Origin of the sequence: Pseudomonas sp. Os17, from assembly GCF_001547895.1 — a bacterium.
Classification (GTDB): domain Bacteria; phylum Pseudomonadota; class Gammaproteobacteria; order Pseudomonadales; family Pseudomonadaceae; genus Aquipseudomonas.
The window spans coordinates 1880220-1896959 of sequence record NZ_AP014627.1 but is presented as its reverse complement, the minus strand read 5'-3'; the positions used below and the strand labels follow the sequence as shown (position 1 = coordinate 1896959).

At 64.6% G+C, this 16740-nt stretch carries 15 protein-coding genes; 11 read left to right on the top strand and 4 right to left on the bottom strand.

Features of this window, described 5'->3' with window-relative positions:
* Positions 1-42: 42 nt before the first annotated feature.
* Positions 43-894 (bottom strand): glycine betaine ABC transporter substrate-binding protein, encoded by an 852-nt coding sequence (locus POS17_RS08560; RefSeq protein WP_060838186.1) that lies wholly within the window; start codon positions 892-894, stop codon positions 43-45.
* A 330-nt stretch (positions 895-1224) separates the two neighbouring features.
* Here POS17_RS08560 and POS17_RS08555 point away from each other — a divergent pair, with 330 nt between their 5' ends.
* Positions 1225-2778, top strand: coding sequence for a glycoside hydrolase family 17 protein (locus tag POS17_RS08555; RefSeq protein ID WP_060841900.1), 1554 nt, complete (start codon positions 1225-1227; stop codon positions 2776-2778).
* 57 nt (positions 2779-2835) lie between these two features.
* Here POS17_RS08555 and POS17_RS08550 read toward each other — a convergent pair whose 3' ends face one another.
* Entirely contained in the window at positions 2836-3195 is a 360-nt protein-coding gene (locus POS17_RS08550) for a hypothetical protein (protein WP_060838185.1), read from the bottom strand.
* 234 nt (positions 3196-3429) lie between these two features.
* Between POS17_RS08550 and POS17_RS08545 the strand changes: the two genes are divergently transcribed.
* Positions 3430-4728: a serine/threonine protein kinase gene (locus POS17_RS08545; protein ID WP_060838184.1), complete on the top strand. Its 1299-nt coding sequence runs from the start codon at positions 3430-3432 to the stop codon at positions 4726-4728.
* Positions 4721-5509, top strand: a complete 789-nt coding sequence (locus POS17_RS08540; protein ID WP_060838183.1) for an MlaA family lipoprotein — start codon at positions 4721-4723, stop codon at positions 5507-5509. The genes POS17_RS08545 and POS17_RS08540 overlap by 8 nt, the downstream gene beginning before the upstream one ends.
* Positions 5510-5653: 144 nt before the next feature.
* Here the strand turns inward: POS17_RS08540 and POS17_RS08535 are convergent, their stop codons facing one another.
* Complete coding sequence (locus POS17_RS08535; RefSeq protein WP_060838182.1) at positions 5654-6577, bottom strand: DUF808 domain-containing protein; 924 nt, start codon at positions 6575-6577, stop codon at positions 5654-5656.
* Between the two features lie 168 nt (positions 6578-6745).
* Between POS17_RS08535 and POS17_RS08530 the strand changes: the two genes are divergently transcribed.
* Entirely contained in the window at positions 6746-7354 is a 609-nt protein-coding gene (locus POS17_RS08530; protein ID WP_060838181.1) for a TetR/AcrR family transcriptional regulator, read from the top strand.
* Positions 7355-7504: 150 nt separating this feature from the next.
* Here POS17_RS08530 and POS17_RS08525 read toward each other — a convergent pair whose 3' ends face one another.
* Positions 7505-7945, bottom strand: coding sequence for a GlcG/HbpS family heme-binding protein (locus tag POS17_RS08525; RefSeq protein WP_016968076.1), 441 nt, complete (start codon positions 7943-7945; stop codon positions 7505-7507).
* Between the two features lie 269 nt (positions 7946-8214).
* On the opposite strand from POS17_RS08525, the gene gcl reads away from it, so the two are divergent.
* From gcl to POS17_RS08490, 7 genes are all read left to right on the top strand, one after another.
* Complete coding sequence (gene gcl / locus POS17_RS08520) at positions 8215-9990, top strand: glyoxylate carboligase (protein WP_060838180.1); 1776 nt, start codon at positions 8215-8217, stop codon at positions 9988-9990.
* 149 nt (positions 9991-10139) lie between these two features.
* Positions 10140-10922, top strand: coding sequence for a hydroxypyruvate isomerase (gene hyi, locus POS17_RS08515; RefSeq protein ID WP_060838179.1), 783 nt, complete (start codon positions 10140-10142; stop codon positions 10920-10922).
* Positions 10923-11045: 123 nt separating this feature from the next.
* Positions 11046-11939, top strand: coding sequence for a 2-hydroxy-3-oxopropionate reductase (locus POS17_RS08510; RefSeq protein WP_060838178.1), 894 nt, complete (start codon positions 11046-11048; stop codon positions 11937-11939).
* 153 nt (positions 11940-12092) lie between these two features.
* Entirely contained in the window at positions 12093-13373 is a 1281-nt protein-coding gene (locus POS17_RS08505) for a glycerate kinase type-2 family protein (RefSeq protein ID WP_060838177.1), read from the top strand.
* Positions 13363-14778, top strand: a complete 1416-nt coding sequence (gene pyk, locus POS17_RS08500; RefSeq protein ID WP_060838176.1) for a pyruvate kinase — start codon at positions 13363-13365, stop codon at positions 14776-14778. The genes POS17_RS08505 and pyk overlap by 11 nt, the downstream gene beginning before the upstream one ends.
* Positions 14779-14888: 110 nt before the next feature.
* Positions 14889-15809 (top strand): urea transporter, encoded by a 921-nt coding sequence (locus POS17_RS08495; protein ID WP_060838175.1) that lies wholly within the window; start codon positions 14889-14891, stop codon positions 15807-15809.
* A gap of 21 nt (positions 15810-15830) precedes the next feature.
* Complete coding sequence (locus POS17_RS08490; protein ID WP_060838174.1) at positions 15831-16655, top strand: ion transporter; 825 nt, start codon at positions 15831-15833, stop codon at positions 16653-16655.
* Positions 16656-16740: the final 85 nt, after the last annotated feature.

The window sequence follows — 16740 nt, the reverse complement described above, 5'->3', positions numbered from 1 at the left end:
GCAGCGGGCGGCCCCGGGACCCTCTATCTAGACGCCTGGCGGCTATTTAGCCGTCCACTCGGCAACGCGTTCCGGGTGCTTGCCAACCCAGTCCTTGGCCGCTGCCTCCGGTTTTGCGCCGTCTTGAATGGCCAGCATGACCTGACCGATTTCATCCTTGGACGCCCACTGGAACTTCTTCAGGAACGCCGCCACTTCCGGCGCCTTCTTCTCCAGCCCCTTGCTGCCGATGCTGTTGACGGTTTCAGCAGCGCCGTAGACGCCTTTCGGGTCTTCAAGGAAACGCAGCTTCCACTTGGCGAACATCCAGTGCGGCACCCAGCCCGTCACGGCGATGGACTCCTGCTTTTCCTCGGCACGTGTCAGCTCGGCGATCATCGCCGCACCGGAACTGGCCTGCAGCTTGTAGTCCAGGCCGTAGTCCTTGATCGCCTGATCCGTCTTGAGCATCACCCCGGACCCGGCGTCGATGCCAACGATCTTGTTCTTGAAGCTGGTGTCGGTCTTGAGGTCGTCGATGGTCTTGGCCTTGACGTACTCGGGCACGATCAGACCGATCTTGGCGTCCTTGAAGTTGGGGCCATAGTCCACCACCTTGTCCTTGTTCTTGGCCCAGTACTCACCATGAGTCACCGGCAACCAGGCCGAGAGCATGGCATCGAGCTTGCCGGTGGCCACGCCCTGCCACATGATCCCAGTCGCAACCGCTTGCAGCTTGACGTCATAACCGAGCTTTTGCTTGATCACCTCCGCGGCCACATAGGTGGTCGCCACGCTGTCGGACCAGCCGTCGACGTAGCCGATGCTCAGGGTCTTGCTGTCGGCACTGGCCAGAGTGGAGCTGATGGCAAGTACCAGTGCGGCACCTGCGCCTAAGAGTCGTCGCATCTTCATCGTTACTTCCCCGAATAGTGCAGTGCCAGGCGGCTGCCAGGCACGTCAACGTATGGTTATGGTGCACAGCGCCCCCATCACGCCTCACCGCGAACGCGTTCGATCATCAGCGGAGTACTGATGCTTCGATCATCAACCTGCCTTCGCCCGCGACCTGCTCTGTCTGCGACCTCAAGACAACCAGCAACGACATCAGATAGCCATTAACCGGCCCGCCGCCGATCCCATGCCGCAGGCCCGCCCGAACTTTGCATGGCTACAGCATGCCGACCACCAAGCCCCGGACAAATACGGGTAAGATGCCGGGCTTTGTTCTGCTATGGCCTGACCATGTCCGCCTCCGCCCGCTTCCCCTTCCCTGCTTATCTGTTTGCCTGCCTGATCGGCCTGCTGGCCCTTTGCGGCTACTGGTACGGCCTTGGCCAGCCAGTGCATCTGCCCGACGTCGCCAGCGCCAGCCACAAACTGCAATGTGCGTCCTACACGCCGTTCGACAAGGATCAGTCGCCCTTCGACCAGCCGTTCGCACTGCGCCCCGAGCGCATGGATGCCGACCTGGCGCTGCTGGCCACACGGTTCGAATGCATCCGCACCTACTCCATGACCGGACTCGAAGCCCTGCCCGAGCTGGCGCGCAAGCACGGCCTGAAGCTGATGATCGGCGCCTGGGTCAACAGCAACCCGGTGGACACCGAAAAAGAAGTCGACCTGCTGATCGCCTCGGCCAACGCCAACCCGGACGTGGTCAGCGCGGTGATCGTCGGCAACGAAGCCCTGCTGCGCAAGGAAGTCACCGGCGCCCAACTGGCGCGGCTGATTCTCAAGGTCAAGGCCGGGGTCAAGCAGCCGGTGACCTACGCCGACGTCTGGGAGTTCTGGCTCAAGCACCCGGAAATCGCCCCGGCGGTGGACTTCCTCACCATCCACCTGCTGCCCTATTGGGAAGACGATCCATCGAACATCGACGCCGCCCTCAACCACGTGGCCGAGGTGCGCCAGGTGTTCGGCAACCGTTTCGCCCCCAAGGACGTGCTGATCGGTGAAACCGGCTGGCCCAGCGAAGGCCGCCAGCGCGAAACCGCAGTGCCGAGCCGGGTCAACGAAGCCAAGTTCATTCGCGGCTTCGTGGCCCTGGCAGAGCACAACGGCTGGCACTACAACTTGATCGAAGCCTTCGACCAACCCTGGAAACGCGCCAGCGAAGGTGCGGTGGGCGGCTACTGGGGACTGTTCGACGCCGATCGCCAGGACAAGGGCATCCTCGCCGGCCCGGTTTCCAACCTGCCTTACTGGCCGCTGTGGCTGGGCGTGGGCGGCGTGATCTTCCTCGGCACCCTGGTGCTGGGCGGACCGGTCCGGACCCGGCGCGCGGCACTGCTGCTGCCGCTACTGGGGGCGCTGGCGGCCTGCGCCATCGGCACCTGGGCCGAACTGGCACGGGTCACCAGCCGTTTCACCGGGGAGTGGGTGTGGGCCGCCTTGCTGCTGGGCCTGAACCTGCTGGTTCTGAGCCACGCCGCACTGACACTGAGCCCTCGCCAAGGCTGGCGCCAACGGGCCTTCAACGCCCTGGAACAACGGGCCGGCTGGCTTCTGGCGGCAGCGGGCTTCGCCGCTGCAGTCATGATGCTGGAACTGGTGTTCGACCCACGCTACCGCAGCTTCCCCAGCGCGGCCCTGGTGCTGCCGGCGCTGGTCTACCTGTGCCGCCCGGTCCGCGTCCCGCGCCGCGAAATTGCCCTGCTGACCTTTATCCTGGGTGCCGGCATCGCTCCCCAGCTGTACCAGGAAGGCCTGGCCAACCAACAGGCCTGGGGCTGGGCCCTGGTCAGCCTGCTGATGGTGGCCGCGCTGTGGCGCAGCCTCAGGGCCCGTCTCGCCTGAATCTTGGCCTGTTGGCCGCGGGACGCCTGGATTGCGCCCGCGGCCGCCACTTCAGGATCACGCAGCCCGCACCAGACGCAATGCACCAATCACCACCGCGAACACCGCCAAGGTGGTGTTGTACAACGCCAGGGCCGGAATGCCGGCCAGCAACGCCAGCACCGCCAGCCACCAGCCGCTGCGCCCCGGCAGGACAAATGCCAGCAGCGCGGTACCCAGGGCGCTCCAGCCCAGCACCTTGAAGTGGATCATCCAGCCCAGGCTGGAACGCAGCGAGCATTCCCAGCGCGCGGCCTCCTCGACACAGGCGCCCACCCAGCGCGCATCCTCCATAAAGCCGTAGCGCAAGCCATAACTGGCGGCCAGCCACAACGGCAGGACGATGAGCAGCACGATCACGGGCAAGCGGCGAGACATGGAACACTCCGAATAGTCAAAACGGCGCCCAGCATAATCCTCCACCAACGCTTGGCAAGGGCGACGCACAGATAACTGTTCAGCAAATAGTGGCAACGTGTATCGTCCGCCTACCAGCAACCTTCGACACGCCTGCGGCAGGGGAAATTTGTGCCACCCCATGGCACTTCGGCAGCAGCGCGGTGGTCATAGCCTGCAAACCTCATTCGGCACCTTCCTTCTAGGGATACAGTCATGCTTCGTTCCTTGCGCTTCGCTGCCCTGCTTGGCGGCCTTATCCTGAGTGCGTCCGCGCTGGCGGTCGATGTCGACCCGGCCAGCTATGGCTACCCGCTGACCAACCCGTTCGAAGCCACCATCGCCACCACGCCGCCGGAGTTGCGCCCGGAACTGCCCGCAAACGAGGACATCCGCCAGTCGGACTACAGCCTGACCCTGCGCCCGGAACGCGAGTTCATCCTCCCGGACAACTTCTGGGCGGTGAAGAAACTCACCTACCGCATCGCCACCCAGGATCACGCCGCGCCGCTGATCTTCCTGATCGCCGGCACCGGGGCGCGCTATGACAGCAGCCTCAACGAATACCTGAAGAAGCTCTACTACAAGGCCGGCTACCACGTGGTGCAGCTGTCCTCGCCCACCAGTTTCGACTTCATCAGCGCCGCCTCGCGCTTCGCCACCCCCGGGGTGACCCAGGAAGACGCCGAAGACATGTACCGGGTCATGCAGGCCGTGCGCGCCCAGCACCCCAAGCTGCCGATCACCGAGTTCTACCTCACCGGCTACAGCCTCGGCGCCCTGGACGCCGCGTTCGTCAGCAAGCTGGACGAGACCCGGCGCAGCTTCAACTTCAAGAAAGTCCTGCTGCTCAACCCGCCGGTCAACCTCTACACCTCGATCACCAACCTCGACAAGCTGGTGCAAACCGAGGTCAAGGGCATCAACAACAGCACCACCTTCTATGAACTGGTGCTGGGCAAGCTGACCCGCTATTTCCAGCAGAAGGGCTATATCGACCTCAACGATGCCCTGCTCTATGACTTCCAGCAGTCCAAGCAGCACTTGAGCAATGAACAGATGGCGATGCTGATCGGCACCTCCTTCCGCTTCTCGGCGGCGGACATCGCCTTCACCTCGGACCTGATCAACCGTCGTGGCCTGATCACCCCGCCCAAGTACCCGATCCGCGAAGGCACCAGCCTCACGCCGTTTCTCAAGCGCGCCCTGCAGTGCGACTTCGACTGCTACCTGACCGAGCAGGTGATCCCCATGTGGCGCGCCCGCACCGACGGCGGAAGCCTGCTGCAACTGATCGACCAGGTGAGCCTCTACGCCCTGCAGGACTACCTCAAGGCCAGCCCGAAGATTGCCGTGATGCACAACGCCGACGACGTGATCCTCGGCCCTGGCGACCTGGGCTTCCTGCGCAAGACCTTTGGCGACCGCCTGACCGTCTACCCCCATGGCGGCCATTGCGGCAACCTCAACTACCGCGTCAACAGCGACGCCATGCTGGAGTTCTTCCGTGGCTAAACATCTCCTGCTTATCGCTGCGTTGTTCTGCGCAGGCTATGCCCAAGCCGACAACAGCAAGGCCAACACCCCGGTCACGCCCGATCCCGACGGCTTCACCGAGCCGTTGAAGAGGCTCAAGTTCAACCCGGGGCTGGACCAGCGCGAATTCGAGCGTTCAACCCTCAATGCGCTGAATGTCTACGACCCGCTGGAGTCCTGGAACCGTCGGGTCTACCACTTCAACTACCGCTTCGACCAGTGGGTGTTCCTGCCGGTGGTGGACGGCTACCGCTATGTGACACCGGGCTTCCTGCGCAGCGGAGTGAGCAACTTCTTCAACAACCTCGGTGACGTGCCCAACCTGGTCAACAGCCTGTTGCAGTTCAAGGGCCAGCGCTCGATGGAAACCACCGCGCGCCTGCTGCTCAACACCACCATCGGTGTCGCCGGCCTGTGGGACCCGGCGACCAAGATGGGCCTGCCGCGCCAAACCGAAGATTTCGGCCAGACCCTGGGCTTCTATGGCGTGCCCGCGGGGGCCTATCTGGTGCTGCCGATCCTCGGTCCGTCGAACCTGCGGGACACCGCGGGGCTGGCGGTGGACTACACCACCGAATCGGCGATCAACTTCCTCAACGTTTCGGAAGTCAGCAGCAATCATCCGGAAATCTGGGTCCTGCGCGGGGTCGACAAGCGTTACCAGACCAGCTTCCGCTATGGCCAGCTGAACTCGCCGTTCGAGTACGAAAAAGTGCGCTACGTGTACACCGAAGCGCGCAAGCTGCAGATCGCCGAGTAATCCCGCCTCGCCCCGCCATCCGGCGGGGCGACACATCCTCACAGCACAACCCACGCAAGTGCAGTTCACCGGGCATCGCGGGCGCCATCAATCGCTCTACGCCAAGCCGCTGGCTGTCATAACAGCCACGGGGTGAGTCAGGCCTCAGCCGCGCAGCGCACGCCAGCCCTTGCCAATCAGGCTCACGGCCAGCAGCACCACTGCGCCAGCAATAATCCCGGCCACCGCATTGAGCAGGGTCGGCATGATCACCGAGGCGCCGCCGATGAACCCGGCGCTGCGCTGGGCCAGACCTTCGATCAGATGATGCACGGCAGGCACGCCGTGGGTGAGGATGCCGCCGCCGACCATGAACATCGCCGCCGTACCGATCACCGACAGGCTCTTCATCATCCAGGGCGCTGCCCGCAGAATAGCGCCGCCGATACCCCTGGCCAGGGCGCCCGGCTTCTGCGCCAGCCACAGTCCCAGGTCGTCCAGCTTGACGATGCCGCCCACCAGGCCATAGACACCAATGGTCATGACGATCGCAATCCCCGACAGCACCACCACCTGCTGGCTCAGGGAAGCACCCGCCACCGTACCCAGGGTGATGGCGATGATTTCTGCGGAAAGGATGAAATCGGTACGGATCGCGCCCTTGATCTTGTCCTTCTCAAAGGCCACCAGATCCACCTGAGGGTCTGCCAGCGCCTGTAAGGTCTGCTCATGTTCGGCCGCATCGTCGCCGTGGGGCAGGTACTTGTGCGCCAGCTTCTCGAAGCCTTCGAAACACAGGTAGGCACCACCGACCATCAGCAACGGCGTCACCAGCCAGGGCGCCAGGGCACTGATGGCCAGGGCCGCCGGCACCAGGATCAACTTGTTGCGAAACGAGCCCTTGGCCACTGCCCAGACCACGGGGAGTTCCCGCTCGGCGCGCACCCCGGAAACCTGCTGAGCGTTAAGTGCCAGATCGTCGCCCAATACGCCGGCGGTCTTCTTCGCCGCCATCTTGGTCATCAAGGCCACGTCATCGAGTACCGCGGCGATGTCGTCGATCAATACCAGCAAACTGCTTCCTGCCATGGGCCAGGCTTCCTGCATGAAAATGAGGCGCGCAGCATACCGCGCCACCGACCGTGCAGCGAGCGCGCGCAAGCAGGAAAAGCAGGCCCTACCCGGCATTCTTGAGCCTCTCGCAAAGCCGGTGCTACCATGCGCAACCGCCCGAACAGGCAAGGAATCCCCCGGTTTATGAGCACCATCCGCGAGCGCAATAAAGAACTGATCCTGCGGGCCGCCAGCGAAGAGTTTGCCGACAAGGGCTTTGCCGCGACCAAGACCAGCGACATCGCCGCCAAGGCCGGATTGCCCAAACCCAACGTCTACTACTACTTCAAGTCCAAGGAAAACCTCTATCGCGAGGTGCTGGAAAGCATCATCGAACCGATTCTCCAGGCCTCCACGCCGTTCAATGCCGATGGCGTGCCCAGCGAAGTGCTCAGCGGCTACATCCGCTCGAAAATCCGCATCTCCCGCGACCTGCCGTTCGCCTCCAAAGTGTTCGCCAGCGAAATCATGCATGGCGCGCCGCACCTGAGCCCGGAGCAGGTGGAACAGCTCAACGCCCAGGCCAAGCACAACATCGAATGCATCCAGACCTGGATCGATCGCGGCCTGATCGCCCCGCTCGACCCCAACCACCTGATGTTCAGCATCTGGGCCGCGACCCAGACCTACGCCGACTTCGACTGGCAGATCTCGGTGGTCACCGGCAAGGCCAAGCTCACCGAAGAAGACTACGAGGCCGCGGCGCAGACCATCATCCGCCTGGTGCTCAAGGGCTGCGAACCGGATCGCTGATCGCGTTTGTGCCCCTTCCCGTGCATTTCTGTTGTTGCTGCAAACTGCGCGCAGAAATATCAAGACACCAGCAAGGTCCTGCGGACCTTTTCGCAGCCTCGCGGGCTCGGCAGCGGCTACAGGCCGGGGCCGGGCCCGCAAGGTTGAGGACTACGCGCTGACGCCGGCGTCCGCCGCCAGGCCCTGAGCTTCGATCGCGCTGATGGCGCATTGCTCGTCGATGTCCGAGGTATCGCCACTGATGCCGATCGCCCCAATCACCGCCCCCGCCTGATCCCGAATCAGCACCCCGCCCGGTGCCGGCACCACGCTGCCCTGCCCCAGGCCATTCAACGCACCGATGAACGCCGGGCGCTGCTGCGCGTCCAGGGCCAGCAGGCGCGACCCCTTGCCCAGGGCAATCGCGCCCCAGGCCTTGCCGATGGCGATCTGCGGACGCAGCAAGCTCGCGCCGTCCTCGCGTTGCAGGGTCACCAGATGGCCACCGGCGTCCAACACGGCGATGGTCAGGGGCGCCGCGCTGATCTGGCGCCCCGCACTGATGGCCTGATTGGCCAGGTTGACTGCGACTTTCAAGGTTAAAGCGCTCATGGGTGCCGTCCTTATCTTGTTATTGAGAAAGCCCGAGGGAAGCTTCTTGTAGGAGAAGTCCGATACGACAAATAGAACACAATGAATTTGTATTTTGTATACAATAAATCGCAAAAGTCGGTACGTGCGACAAATGGACGCCGGTTTATCGGGGCTTGCGCAAAAGCAACTGTAGTTCAAGAAAATCAATTGACCTGCGTCGCTCGCCGTGAATACACTTTGCGGAAAGCCACTTGTATACAATTACAAAACGTAAGAGGCACAAAACCATGAGCAAAATGAGAGCAATCGAAGCCGCCGTTCTGGTGATGCGCCGCGAAGGGGTCGATACCGCTTTTGGCATCCCGGGTGCCGCCATCAACCCGCTGTATTCCGCGCTGCAGAAGGTCGGCGGCATCGATCACGTCCTCGCCCGCCACGTTGAAGGCGCCTCGCACATGGCCGAGGGCTACACCCGCACCAAGGCCGGCAACATCGGCGTGTGCATCGGCACCTCCGGCCCGGCCGGCACCGACATGGTCACCGGTCTGTACAGCGCCTCGGCCGACTCGATCCCGATTCTCTGCATCACCGGCCAGGCCCCCCGCGCCCGCCTGCACAAGGAAGACTTCCAGGCAGTGGACATCACCAGCATCGTCAAGCCGGTGACCAAGTGGGCCACCACTGTGCTGGAGCCGGGCCAGGTGCCCTACGCCTTCCAGAAAGCCTTCTACGAAATGCGCTCCGGCCGCCCCGGCCCGGTACTGATCGACCTGCCGTTCGACGTGCAGATGGCGGAAATCGAGTTCGACATCGACGCCTACCAGCCCCTGCCCCTGGCCAAGCCAAGCGCGACCCGAGTCCAGGCCGAGAAAGCCCTGGCCCTGCTGGACCAGGCCGAGCGTCCGTTGCTGGTGGCCGGTGGCGGCGTGATCAACGCCGATGCCAGCGAGCTGCTGGTGGAGTTCGCCGAGCTGACCGGCATTCCGGTGATCCCGACCCTGATGGGCTGGGGCAGCATCCCCGACGATCACCCGCAGATGGTGGGCATGGTCGGCCTGCAGACCTCCCATCGCTACGGCAACGCCACCCTGCTCAAGTCCGACGCCGTGCTGGGCATCGGCAACCGCTGGGCCAACCGCCACACCGGCTCGGTGGACGTCTACACCGAAGGCCGCAAGTTCATCCACGTGGACATCGAGCCAACCCAGATCGGCCGGGTATTCACCCCGGACCTGGGCATCGTCTCCGACGCCGGCAGCGCCCTGACCGTGCTCCTGGAAGTGGCCCGCGAGTGGCAGACCGCCGGCAAGCTCAAGGACCGCAGCGCCTGGCTGCATGACTGCCAGCAGCGCAAGGCCAGCCTGCACCGCAAGACCCACTTCGACAACGTGCCGGTCAAGCCGCAGCGCGTGTACGAAGAGATGAACCAGGTGTTCGGCAAGGACACCTGCTACGTCAGCACCATCGGCCTGTCGCAGATTGCCGGCGCGCAGTTCCTCCACGTCTACAAGCCGCGCCACTGGATCAACTGCGGCCAGGCCGGCCCGCTGGGCTGGACCATTCCCGCGGCCCTGGGCGTGGTCAAGGCCGACCCGAATCGCCAGGTGGTGGCGCTGTCCGGCGACTACGACTTCCAGTTCATGATCGAAGAGCTGGCGGTAGGCGCCCAGTTCAACCTGCCCTACATCCATGTGGTGGTGAACAACTCCTACCTGGGGCTGATCCGTCAGGCCCAACGCGGCTTCGACATGGACTACTGCGTGCAGCTGTCCTTCGACAACCTCAACGCGCCGGAACTCAACGGCTACGGCGTCGACCACGTGGCGGTCGCCGAAGGCCTGGGTTGCAAGGCCCTGCGGGTGTTCGAACCCAAGGACATCCAGCCGGCCCTGCGCCAGGCCCAGGAAATGCTCCAGACCTACAAGGTACCGGTGGTGGTGGAAATCATCCTGGAGCGGGTGACCAACATTTCCATGGGCACCGAGATCAACGCGGTCAACGAGTTCGAAGACCTGGCGCTGGTGGGCAACGACGCCCCTACCGCGATTTCCCTGCTCGACTAACCCCTGGAGCCGCTGCCACAGGCTGTCATCGGGTTCACCGAACCTGCCGGGATTGCCCCGGGCGCCCTCTTGTCCAGAGAGGTCGCCGGGGCAGCCCGACTGCCACCTTGGCGCCCGCCACAGGCTTCACCGCTTCACAGGAGACCACCATGCCGCGTTTTGCCGCCAACCTGTCCATGCTGTTCACCGAACAGGATTTCCTCGCCCGCTTCAAGGCCGCCGCCGATGCCGGCTTCAGCGGTGTCGAATACCTGTTTCCCTACGAATTCAGCTCCGCCGAGATCAAGGCGCAACTCGATGCCCACGGCCTGACCCAGGTGCTGTTCAACCTGCCGGCCGGTGACTGGGCCAAGGGTGAGCGCGGTATCGCCTGCCTGCCCGATCGGGTCGAGGAGTTCCGTGCCGGCGTCGACCTGGCCATCGCCTACGCCCAGGTCCTGGGCAACACCCAGGTCAACTGCCTGGCGGGCATCCGCCCACAAGGCGCCGATGAAGCCCTGCTGGAAAAAACCTTCGTCGCCAACCTCAAGTACGCCGCCGACAAGCTGCAGGCGGTGGGCATCAAGCTGGTGATGGAGGCCATCAACACCCGCGACATTCCCGGCTTCTACCTCAACAACACCGCCCAGGCGCTGTCGATCCGCGAACAGGTGGGCAGCGCCAACCTGTACCTGCAGTACGACATCTACCACATGCAAATCATGGAGGGCGACCTGGCCCGGACCATGGCCAGCCATCTGAGCCAGATCAACCACATCCAGCTGGCAGACAACCCTGGACGCAACGAACCCGGCACCGGCGAGATCAACTATCGCTTCCTTTTTGAGCACCTGGACCGCATCGGCTACCAGGGCTGGGTCGGCTGCGAGTACAAGCCGCTGACCACCACCGAGGCCGGCCTTGGCTGGCTGAAAACCCACAACGCAATCTGAACCTGGACCTGCGTAGGAGCCGGCTTGCCGGCGAACAGGCCCGCAAGCCTTGCAGCGCCCTTGCGGCCACCTGCGCTGGCCAGCCAGCTCCTGCAAGGCCCCGTTGAATAGAGGATTTTTATCATGGCTAAAATCGGATTTATCGGCACCGGCATCATGGGTCACCCCATGGCCGCCAACCTGCAGAAAGCCGGTCACTCGCTGCTGCTCTCGGAACACCACGGCAAGGCCCCGGCCGACCTGATCGCCGCCGGCGCCGTGGCCCTGGCCTCGCCCCGGGAAGTGGCCCAGGAAGCCGAATTCGTCATCATCATGGTGCCCGATACGCCCCAGGTCGAAGACGTGCTGCTGCGTGCCGACGGCGTTGCCGCCGGGATCGGCAAGGGCAAGATCGTCATCGACATGAGCTCCATCTCCCCCACCGCGACCAAGGCCTTCGCCGCCAAGATCAACGAGAAAGGCGCACAGTACCTGGACGCCCCGGTGTCCGGCGGCGAAGTCGGGGCCAAGGCCGCGACCCTGAGCATCATGGTCGGCGGCGACAGCCAGGCCTTCGAACGCGCCCTGCCGCTGTTCCAGAGCATGGGCAAGAACATCACCCTGGTCGGCGGCAACGGTGACGGCCAGACCGCCAAGGTGGCCAACCAGATCATCGTCGCCCTGAATATCCAGGCGGTGGCCGAAGCCCTGCTGTTCGCCGCGAAGAACGGCGCCGACCCGGCCAAGGTGCGTGAAGCACTGATGGGCGGCTTCGCCTCCTCGAAGATCCTCGAAGTGCACGGCGAGCGGATGATCAAGGGCACCTTCGATCCGGGCTTCCGCATCAACCTGCACCAGAAGGACCTGAACCTGGCCCTCAGCGGCGCCCGCGAGCTGGGCATCAACCTGCCCAACACCGCCGGTACCCAGCAAGTGTTCAGCACCTGCAGCGCCATCGGTGGCGCCAACTGGGACCACTCGGCGCTGATCAAGGGCCTGGAACACATGGCCAACTTCTCGATCCGCGAGAAAAAATAACCCCCCTATGTAGCCGCTGCCCCAGGCTGTACCAAGGTTCGCAGGTCACGCCTCACGGCGGGCCAGGGACCGGCCCTGCCGACCTTGTCGCCGCCTGAGGTGGCGGCTACACCCGCTTCAAGCCCCCCATAACAAGAAATCCGGGAGCCCGCCATGTCGGTCGATCCGCAACAATTCCTTCGTGAGCTGTTCGCCACAGCCATCGACGCCGCCCATCCGCAACAGGCACTGCAAGCCCATCTCCCCAGCGACCGCAGCGGTCGAGTGATCGTCATCGGTGCCGGCAAGGCCGCGGCGGCCATGGCCCAGGTGGTGGAGCACAGTTGGCAGGGCGAAGTCAGCGGGCTGGTGGTTACCCGCTACGGCCACGGCGCCCCCTGCACCAGGATCGAAGTGGTCGAGGCCGCCCACCCGGTGCCCGACGCCGCCGGCCTGGCCGTGGCCAAGCGGGTGCTGGAGCTGGTCAGCAACCTGTCGGAACAGGACCGGGTGATCTTCCTGCTGTCCGGTGGCGGTTCAGCCCTGCTGGCCCTGCCCGCCGCCGGCATCACCCTGGCGGACAAGCAAGCCATCAACAAGGCCCTGCTCAAGTCCGGCGCCACCATCGGCGAGATGAACTGCGTGCGCAAGCACCTCTCGGCGATCAAGGGCGGCCGACTGGCCAAGGCCTGCTGGCCGGCCACGGTCTACACCTACGCGATATCCGATGTACCCGGCGATCTGGCGACAGTCATCGCCTCCGGCCCGACAGTGGCCGACCCGAGCACCTCGGCCGAGGCCCTTGCGATTCTCAAGCGCTACGACATCGACGTCCCGGCGGCCGTGCGCAGCTGGTTGCAGAGCCCCGAGTCGGAAACCGTCAAGCCCGGCGACCCGTGCCTGGAGCGCAGCCACTTCCAACTGATCGCAAGGCCGCAGCAATCCCTGGAAGCCGCCGCGGTGAAAGCCCGCCAGGCCGGCTACAGCCCACTGATCCTCGGCGACCTGGAGGGCGAATCCCGCGAGGTGGCCAAGGTTCACGCCGGCATTGCCCGCCAGGTGGCCTTGCACGGCCAGCCGCTGGCGGCGCCCTGCGTGATCCTCTCCGGCGGCGAAACCACGGTCACCGTGCGCGGCAATGGCCGTGGCGGACGCAATGCCGAGTTCCTCCTGAGCCTTACCGACAGCCTCAAGGGCTACCCGGGCATCTACGCCCTGGCCGGTGATACCGACGGCATCGACGGCTCCGAAGACAACGCCGGGGCCATCATGACCCCGGACAGCTACGCCCGCGCCGCAGCCCTGGGCCTGAGCGCCAGCGACGAGCTGGACAACAACAATGGCTACGGCTACTTCGCCGCGCTGGGCGACCTGATCGTCACCGAGCCGACCCGCACCAACGTCAACGACTTCCGCGCCATCCTGATTCTCGAGAGCCCCAAACATGACGCCTGACAAGAAGGTCAAAATCCTCGCCACCCTGGGTCCGGCCATCGACGGCATCGAGGACATCCGTGAACTGGTGCAGGCCGGAGTCAACATCTTCCGGCTCAACTTCAGTCACGGCAGCCACGCCGATCATGCGCAGCGCTATGAGTGGATTCGCCAGATCGAACGCGAACTGAACTATCCCCTGGGCATCCTCATGGACCTGCAGGGACCGAAACTGCGGGTCGGCACCTTCGCCGAAGGCAAGGTGCAACTGGTGCGGGGTCAGGCGCTGCGCCTGGACCTCGACCCGACCCCGGGCAACGCCGAGCGGGTCAGCCTGCCGCACCCGGAAATCATCGCCGCGCTGGAGCCGGGCATGGACCTGCTGCTGGACGACGGCAAGCTGCGCCTGCGGGTCATCGCCAAGCACGCCGACGCCATCGAGACCACCGTGCTCAATGGCGGCGAGCTGTCGGACCGCAAGGGCGTCAACGTGCCCCAGGCCGTGCTCGACCTCAGCCCACTGACCGCCAAGGACCGCCGCGACCTGAGCTTCGGCCTGGAGCTGGGGGTGGACTGGGTGGCGCTGTCCTTCGTGCAGCGCCCGGAAGACATCCGTGAAGCCCGCACGCTGATCGGCGACAAGGCCTACCTGATGGCCAAGATCGAAAAACCTTCAGCGGTGACCCAACTACGGGAAATCGCCGAACTGAGCGACGCGATCATGGTGGCCAGGGGCGACCTGGGGGTGGAGGTGCCGGCGGAAAGCGTGCCGCAGATCCAGAAAACCATCATCGGCACCTGTCGCCAGCTGGGCAAACCCGTGGTGGTGGCCACCCAGATGCTGGAATCGATGCGCTTTTCGCCCGCGCCGACCCGGGCCGAGGTCACCGACGTGGCCAACGCCGTGGCCGAAGGCGCCGATGCGGTGATGCTGTCGGCGGAAACCGCCTCCGGCGAGTACCCGCTGGAAGCGGTGCAGATGATGGGCAAGATCATCCGCCAGGTGGAGAGCGGTCCCGACTACCAGACCCAACTGGATGTCAGCCGGCCCCAGGCCGAGGCGACGGTGTCCGACGCCATCAGCTGCGCGATCCGCCGGGTGTGCAGCATCCTGCCGGTGGCGGTGCTGGTGAACTACAGCGAATCGGGCAGCTCGACCCTGCGTGCCGCCCGGGAACGGCCATCGGTGCCCATCCTCAACCTGACGCCGAACCTGGCCACCGCGCGCCGCCTGACCCTGACCTGGGGCGTGCACTCGGTGGTCAATGACCGCCTGCGCCAGGTGGACGAGGTGTGTGCCACGGCCCTGGAAATCGCCCAGGCCCAGGGCCTGGCCAAGCGCGGCGATACCGTGGTGATCACCACCGGCGTGCCGTTCGGCCAGCCGGGGACCACCAACTCCCTGCGTGTCGAAACCCTTCTCTGACCCGCCGCCACTGCCCCGCAGCGCACTCGACCTGCAGGAAGCCGCCCGAAGAGGCGGCCACTCGGAGCGAGCGCTGCACGCGGTAGTCGCCGCATCCATCGATTTCCACCATGCCTGCACAGTCTTTCAACGCCTTCTGCCCCGACTGGGCCACTGCCTTGCTCAACGGTTTCAGTCAGATTTTCCTCCAGCGCCATCCGCTGTGCGGCCTGTTGTGCCTGCTGGCGATCCTGATCGGCGCCCCGGCCCAACTCGGGGGCGCCCTGCTTGGCGCCCTGGCCGGACTGCTCACGGCACAACGCCGGGGCTACGCCAAGGCCGACCGGCAAGCCGGGCTCTTCAGCTATAACGGTGTGCTCCTGGGTCTGCTGCTGAGCCTGTACCTGCCCTGGTCGGTGCTGCTGCCGCCGCTGATCATCGCCGCCGCCGGCCTCAGCGCGATCCTCACCCAGCAATGGCTCAAGCGCGCTCGCCAGCCGCGCAGCCTGCCGGCCTATACCGCGCCCTTCGTCGGCCTTGGCTGGCTGTTGCTGAGCCTGATGCAACCCCAGGCGCCCCTCCCCCCGGCAGTGCCCGAGCTGTCGCTGTCGAGCCTGCTGGGCGGCCTGCTCCAGGGCCTGGGCCAGATCATGTTTCTCGGCCAGCCGCTGGCCGGACTGCTGATACTCCTCGGACTGCTGCTGGCCAACCGCCGGGCGGCGACCTGGGCCCTGGTCGGCTCGGCCTGCGGCCTGGCCCTGGCACTGTGGCAGCAGCAACAGGGCCAGGCCCTGTTGGGCCTGGCCGGCTACAACAGCGCGCTGGCGGCCCTGGCCCTGGGCCAGCAGGCCCGTGCTCCGTGGCGGCCCCTGGCGGGGATGTCGCTGGCACTGCTGATCACCCCCGAGATCGTCAGCCTGGGCCTTGCCCCCCTCACCGCGCCCTTCGTCATCGCCTGCTGGCTGGTGCATGCCGCCACCCGGGTCCTGGATCGCACACCCCGGGACAACACACCTTGCGCTCCCCCGGCCTCTCCCCCTAGGCTGCGCTGATCTTTGATTCAGGCGACTTCCATGGGTAATAGCGACAACTGGCGCCAGCGCCTCTACGTGATGATCTTCCAGACCGATACGGTGGCTGGAAGGCGCTTCGACACCGCCCTGCTGCTGATCATCCTCGCAAGCCTGGTGATCGTGATCCTCGACAGCATCGACGAGGTACACAGCAACTACGCCAACGTCCTGGCCTGCATCGAATGGGGCTTCACCCTGATCTTCGCCATCGAGTACGGCCTGCGCCTGTACTGCTCGCCCAAGCCGCTGCGCTACGCCTTCAGTTTCTATGGCCTGGTGGACCTGCTGGCGATCGTCCCCGGCATCCTCGCCCTGTACTACAGCGACGCCCAGTACCTGCTGATCATCCGTATCATCCGCATGCTGCGGATCTTCCGGGTGCTCAAACTGGCGCCCTACCTGAAACAGGCCCATTACCTGCTGGACGCCCTGCGCGGCAGCAAGCAGAAGATCCTGGTGTTCCTGCTCAGCGTCTGCACCCTGGTCACGGTGTTCGGCACCCTGATGTACGTGGTCGAAGGCCCGGAACATGGCTTCACCAGCATCCCCAAGGGCATCTACTGGGCCATCGTCACCCTGACCACCGTGGGTTATGGCGACATCGTGCCCAAGACCGTGATCGGCCAGATGATCTCGTCCATGGTGATGATCACCGGTTACTCGATCATCGCCGTGCCCACCGGGATCTTCACCGCGGAACTGGCCAGCGCCATGCGTGGCGAACAGCTCAAGCATGACTGTCCGGTGTGCCGCAAGAACAGCCACGAACCGTCCGCAGCCTTCTGCTCGCGCTGCGGTAACGCGCTGTTCAAGAAACTGGAATAAGCAAAGTTCTTTTTAATCTTTAAAGAGATATAGCGCCCCGGCTATAGTCGGCGGCAAATTGCCTTCACTCTCGAACAAAAGGAAT

Bases quoted from the DNA above. Each gene is read 5' to 3' on its own strand.
- POS17_RS08550 (WP_060838185.1), bottom strand. From the start codon at position 3,195: ATGTCTCGCCGCTTGCCCGTGATCGTGCTGCTCATCGTCCTGCCGTTG.
- POS17_RS08535 (WP_060838182.1), bottom strand. From the start codon at position 6,577: ATGGCAGGAAGCAGTTTGCTGGTATTGATCGACGACATCGCCGCGGTA.
- gcl (WP_060838180.1), top strand. From the start codon at position 8,215: ATGAGCAAAATGAGAGCAATCGAAGCCGCCGTTCTGGTGATGCGCCGC.
- POS17_RS08545 (WP_060838184.1), top strand. From the start codon at position 3,430: ATGCTTCGTTCCTTGCGCTTCGCTGCCCTGCTTGGCGGCCTTATCCTG.
- POS17_RS08510 (WP_060838178.1), top strand. From the start codon at position 11,046: ATGGCTAAAATCGGATTTATCGGCACCGGCATCATGGGTCACCCCATG.
- POS17_RS08530 (WP_060838181.1), top strand. From the start codon at position 6,746: ATGAGCACCATCCGCGAGCGCAATAAAGAACTGATCCTGCGGGCCGCC.
- POS17_RS08555 (WP_060841900.1), top strand. From the start codon at position 1,225: ATGTCCGCCTCCGCCCGCTTCCCCTTCCCTGCTTATCTGTTTGCCTGC.
- POS17_RS08495 (WP_060838175.1), top strand. From the start codon at position 14,889: ATGCCTGCACAGTCTTTCAACGCCTTCTGCCCCGACTGGGCCACTGCC.
- POS17_RS08560 (WP_060838186.1), bottom strand. From the start codon at position 894: ATGAAGATGCGACGACTCTTAGGCGCAGGTGCCGCACTGGTACTTGCC.
- POS17_RS08525 (WP_016968076.1), bottom strand. From the start codon at position 7,945: ATGAGCGCTTTAACCTTGAAAGTCGCAGTCAACCTGGCCAATCAGGCC.
- POS17_RS08490 (WP_060838174.1), top strand. From the start codon at position 15,831: ATGGGTAATAGCGACAACTGGCGCCAGCGCCTCTACGTGATGATCTTC.
- POS17_RS08505 (WP_060838177.1), top strand. From the start codon at position 12,093: ATGTCGGTCGATCCGCAACAATTCCTTCGTGAGCTGTTCGCCACAGCC.
- hyi (WP_060838179.1), top strand. From the start codon at position 10,140: ATGCCGCGTTTTGCCGCCAACCTGTCCATGCTGTTCACCGAACAGGAT.
- pyk (WP_060838176.1), top strand. From the start codon at position 13,363: ATGACGCCTGACAAGAAGGTCAAAATCCTCGCCACCCTGGGTCCGGCC.